General features: G+C 50.0%; 6 protein-coding genes. 4 read left to right on the top strand and 2 right to left on the bottom strand.

Annotated elements, in window-relative coordinates; all coding sequences use genetic code 11:
- Window positions 1-56: 56 nt before the first annotated feature.
- The 3 genes from Q0238_RS10815 to Q0238_RS10805 are packed head-to-tail and all read left to right on the top strand — an operon-like array spanning window position 57 to window position 2,173.
- Complete coding sequence (locus tag Q0238_RS10815) at window positions 57-770, top strand: LemA family protein (protein ID WP_297945944.1); 714 nt, start codon at window positions 57-59, stop codon at window positions 768-770.
- A 15-nt stretch (window positions 771-785) separates the two neighbouring features.
- Complete coding sequence (locus tag Q0238_RS10810; protein WP_297945942.1) at window positions 786-1,379, top strand: hypothetical protein; 594 nt, start codon at window positions 786-788, stop codon at window positions 1,377-1,379.
- Window positions 1,376-2,173: a TPM domain-containing protein gene (locus Q0238_RS10805; RefSeq protein WP_297945940.1), complete on the top strand. Its 798-nt coding sequence runs from the start codon at window positions 1,376-1,378 to the stop codon at window positions 2,171-2,173. Before Q0238_RS10810 ends, Q0238_RS10805 begins: the two co-directional genes overlap by 4 nt.
- A gap of 57 nt (window positions 2,174-2,230) precedes the next feature.
- Here Q0238_RS10805 and Q0238_RS10800 read toward each other — a convergent pair whose 3' ends face one another.
- Window positions 2,231-2,428, bottom strand: a complete 198-nt coding sequence (locus tag Q0238_RS10800; RefSeq protein WP_297945938.1) for a hypothetical protein — start codon at window positions 2,426-2,428, stop codon at window positions 2,231-2,233.
- The gene (locus tag Q0238_RS10795) at window positions 2,425-2,580 is read right to left on the bottom strand and encodes a hypothetical protein (RefSeq protein WP_297945936.1); all 156 of its coding nucleotides are present in this window, start codon (window positions 2,578-2,580) and stop codon (window positions 2,425-2,427) included. The genes Q0238_RS10800 and Q0238_RS10795 overlap by 4 nt, the downstream gene beginning before the upstream one ends.
- Before the next feature lie 784 nt (window positions 2,581-3,364).
- Between Q0238_RS10795 and Q0238_RS10790 the strand changes: the two genes are divergently transcribed.
- Entirely contained in the window at window positions 3,365-4,294 is a 930-nt protein-coding gene (locus tag Q0238_RS10790) for a ribose-phosphate pyrophosphokinase (RefSeq protein ID WP_297945935.1), read from the top strand.
- Window positions 4,295-4,311 lie beyond the last annotated feature (17 nt).

Here is a 4,311-nt window from a genome sequence, read left to right as displayed (position 1 = left end):
ACGATCGAATATGAAATTTTAGTCAAATTAAATTCCAACATCCCAAGGAGATTTCAATGAAAGAGCTGCAAGGAGAAAATAACGAGCGTATAGGTTACGACGATAAAGGCTTATCCGCGCGAGGCGAGAGCTTTGGCGGAGGAGAGTATCCGCGCCAAAAAGGAGGGCTTCATATCTTAATCAAAGCTCTAATCGTCTTAGTGATTGCGGCGATTGCGTTTGCGATATTTGCAGTGCCGGTTTACAATAAACTCGTAAGCAAAGATGAAGAAGTTAAGGCCGCGTGGAGCCAGGTACAAAACCAATATCAGCGCCGCGCCGATTTGATTCCAAATTTCGTAGAAACCGTCAAGGGCTACGCTAGCCATGAAAAAGATACCTTAGAAGGCGTCATAAATGCCCGGGCTAAGGCAACCGCTGTCAATATCAATGCAGAAAGTTTAGCGCAAGATCCGGAAGCGTTTGCGAAATTTAACGGCGCTCAAGGCGAGCTTAGCTCGGCCCTATCGCGCTTGATGCTGGTAGTCGAGCGCTATCCGGATCTTAAGGCAAATCAGAATTTCGCTGATCTGCAAAATCAGCTCGAAGGCACGGAAAACCGCATCGCCGTAGCGCGCAAGGACTACATCGCCTCGGTGCAAGAATACAACAAGCTAATTAGAACCTTTCCTACAAACATCATCGCGCGCATCGTAGGACTAGGCGGCGCCAAACCTAGCTTTAGCGCTGATAGCTCAAGCCAAAAAGCCCCTAGCGTCTCGTTTAAATAACGCTAAAGGCGGCAAATGCTAAGCGAGCAGTGCAAGCAAAAAATTCACGAGCTAATCACGAAAGCCGAAGCTGCAAGCGGTGCGCAGATCGTCTGCGTGGTCGCGCGCGAAGCAAGCGAGGACTGCGAGGCTAGCTATGGCGCGGCGGCAGTGACGGCGTTTGCGATCGGCATCGTTCTGTGCTTCGTGCCGCAAATAAGCAAAGCTGAGCTACTGCAGATCGTAGCGCTCAGCTTCATAGCGATTAAAGCTCTGCTAGCTAAATGCCCCACGCTTTTAACTCTAATCACGCTTAAATCTCGCAGACTTCGGCTCTCGGGCGAGTTTGCGATGCAAAAATTTTACGAGCGCTATGGCAGCGTAAAAGAAGCGATAATGTTTTGCGTCTGCGTCCGCGAGCGCTGCGCTCATATCATCTGCGGCGCGCAAGCGGCGGAGTTTATCTCTAAGGTTGAGTTTGAACGTATCACGACAGAATTTAACCCCAGCACGCAAGGTCTTGAACCTGCTGTTTTAAAGGCGATGGACGCGCTGTGCGAACTAGCTATGCGAGTGCCTAAAAATAGTGAAAATAACGAGATAGAAGAGACCTTGGTGGAGCTGCAATGAGAGTGGCTTGGAGATTTGCTTTTGCCATAATGGCATTATTTGTAATAAGCGTTGCCGCGCCCAGCGAGTATCTAGCCCATCCAAACGGCACCGCTGTAATCGATGAGGCTGGTATTTTACGCCCAGCCGCGAGAGAGAGTCTGAATGAAATTTTAACGACTTTCGATAAAAATTCCACAAACCAGATCATGTTCGTAAGCCTAAAATCGCTCGGAGACTACTCTATCGAGGAAATCGGCGTAGAGCAGGCGCGCGCTCTTGGTATCGGGCAAAAAGGGCGCGACAATGGCGTACTGCTGCTCGTCGCTCCGCACGAGCATAAAGTGCGTATCGAGGTCGGATACGGGCTAGAGGGCGTGCTAACCGATATGCGCGCAAAGCGTATCATCAACAATAAAATTCTACCCTATTTTAGGCAGGGGGATTACGAAAGTGGCGTCGTTAGCGGGATTTCGGCGATCATCAGCACGATCGAAGGCGGCGATATAAAATTTGATCCCCTTAACGCCAACGCGCAGCAGGATCCGAGCAACAAGGACTTTGCGATCTTTATGGTGCTTTTTGCGGTTTTGCTTTTTGCGATACTAAGCCGCCGCGTGACGCGCCGCAGAAGAAGCGACGAGGATATAATCTCGAGCGCAGACATCATAAGCGAAATCGCGCGCTCATCGCGCATGAGAGGCGGCTCATCCGGGGATTTTGGCAGATTTGGAGGAAATGGCGGTTTTAGCGGAGGCGGCTTCAGTGGGGGCGGCGGAAGTTTCGGTGGAGGCGGTGCTGGCGGAAGCTGGTAGATGCAGAAATTTCATCAAAATTCCAAATCGTAGAATTTTGTATAAATTTTAAAATTTCTAAATTCGGCTACTTGCGTAGAAAAACAGCACGAGCGGCTTATCATTGCCCTCGATCTTTAGCGTGCGCTTGGAGGGGTCGAACTTGAAGGCGAGCGAGGTGCCGTCGCTGCTTAGATGGTGCTTCCATCCGTCGCAGCCTGAGAGTAGCAGCGCGAACACGGCGGCAGCAACTTTTAGATTTAAAAATTTTATCATCTAAAATCCGTCCTTAAATCTGCTTTTAAAACTGCTAAATTCGCTTTTAAATTTGCGTTTGAAATTTTAAAATTTACGGCGCGATACCTGTCAGAATTTATGTCTCGATCCACTCCGAGGCGTATGTCGTAATAATCCATGCTTGGGTTCATGCCGTGACCCTTGACGAGATTTATGTCATAATCCGCGCTAAAATCTATGTAGCGTCCTGCCTCTCAATTCGTACTCATAGCTTTTCGGTTTTTAAAATTTAAATGGCAAAGGCAGTATCTAAATTTACACGACAGACCAAAGTCGCGCGATAAATTTTAAAATTTTGTGGCGCACGGGCATGCTTTAAAAGCCAAGCTTTAAATTCGATCGTCAAAGCGAGCTTTAAATTTTCACCAAAGCAAAGCGGCTTTAAATTTAACTGCACTGGCGATCCAAAATTCATACGCCGCGGCAGTTTAAATTTAGCGCGCCGCAGGTATCCGCGCAGTCTGTTCCGTGCGAGCTCAAAATTTAAATTTAAACGCACTCTCCGCAGTTCAAAGATAAAATTTTGCGCGTCTGTATTGCAAATATAAAATTCTGCGCTCATCCGCACCCTGCCCTGTGCGATACGACTTTAGCCATACCGCGCTCCCGCCCGATGCGCTCTCTCAAACTTTCATAAAACTTTGCGATACGATTTTGCCGGTAATCTGCGCAGCTACTCGTGCAAAAACGCAGGCTCCGATCGCTCGCGGGCGCCGCAAGTCAAAGCCGAATTTCGCCAGGGTAAAACCGCGGCGAGCCGAACTGCTCTTAAATTTCAAAGAATTTATCCAGTAAACGGGCTGCGGTTCGCGATGCACGCTTATAAATTTTACGCGAGCGCGGCGGGCGAATTAGCTAAAATTTAGCGCTTTTGGTGTAGAATTCGAGCAAATTTCAATCCAAAGGTCATCAAAAATGCGCGGATATAAAATTTTCTCCGGCACCGCAAATCCCGAATTTGCCAAAAAAATCTCCAAATATCTCTCGCTGCCGCTTAGCGAGTGCGCGATCAAAACCTTTAGCGACGGCGAAATTAGCGTCCAGATCGGCGAGAGCGTGCGCGGCAAGGACGTCTTCGTCATCCAACCCACATGCGCGCCCGCAAACTCCAATCTGATGGAGCTTCTGATCCTAACCGACGCGCTGAAGCGCTCCAGTGCGAACTCGATCACAGCGGTCGTGCCGTATTTCGGCTACGCTCGCCAAGACCGCAAAGCAGCCCCGCGCGTGCCGATCAGCGCGAAGCTCGTGGCGAATATGATGCAGACGGCGGGGATTAACCGCGTCGTCACGATGGATCTGCACGCGGGACAGATACAGGGCTTTTTCGACGTGCCGGTCGATAACCTCTACGGCTCGCTGATATTTTTGGATTATCTGAAAGAGAAAAATTTAAAAAATCCGATCATCGCCAGCCCCGACGTAGGCGGCGTCGCGCGCGCCAGAAGCTTCGCCAAAAAGCTCTCGCTCGATCTGGTGATCGTCGATAAGCGCCGCGAGGAGGCGAACAAAAGCGAAGTGATGAATATCATCGGCGACGTCGCGGGCAAGGACGTGATCCTAATCGACGATATGATCGATACCGCGGGCACCATCGTCAAGGCCGCGGGCGCGTTTAAGGAGCAGGGCGCGAAGAGCGTCAGCGCGTTTTGTACGCATGCCGTACTAAGCGGCCCGGCATACGAGCGCATCGAAAGCGGCGCGCTAGACGGCCTCGTCGTGACCGACACGATCCCGCTAAAGCAGGAGAGCGACCGCATCAAGGTAATCAGCGTCGCTCCACTCTTCGGCGAGGTTATCAGGCGCGTATATCACGACGAGAGCGTAAACAGCTTATTCAAATAAAATTTTAAAATTTAAAA

Source organism: uncultured Campylobacter sp. (assembly GCF_938045775.1).
Classification (GTDB): Bacteria; Campylobacterota; Campylobacteria; order Campylobacterales; family Campylobacteraceae; genus Campylobacter_B.
This window is presented reverse-complemented; position numbering and strand designations above follow the sequence as displayed.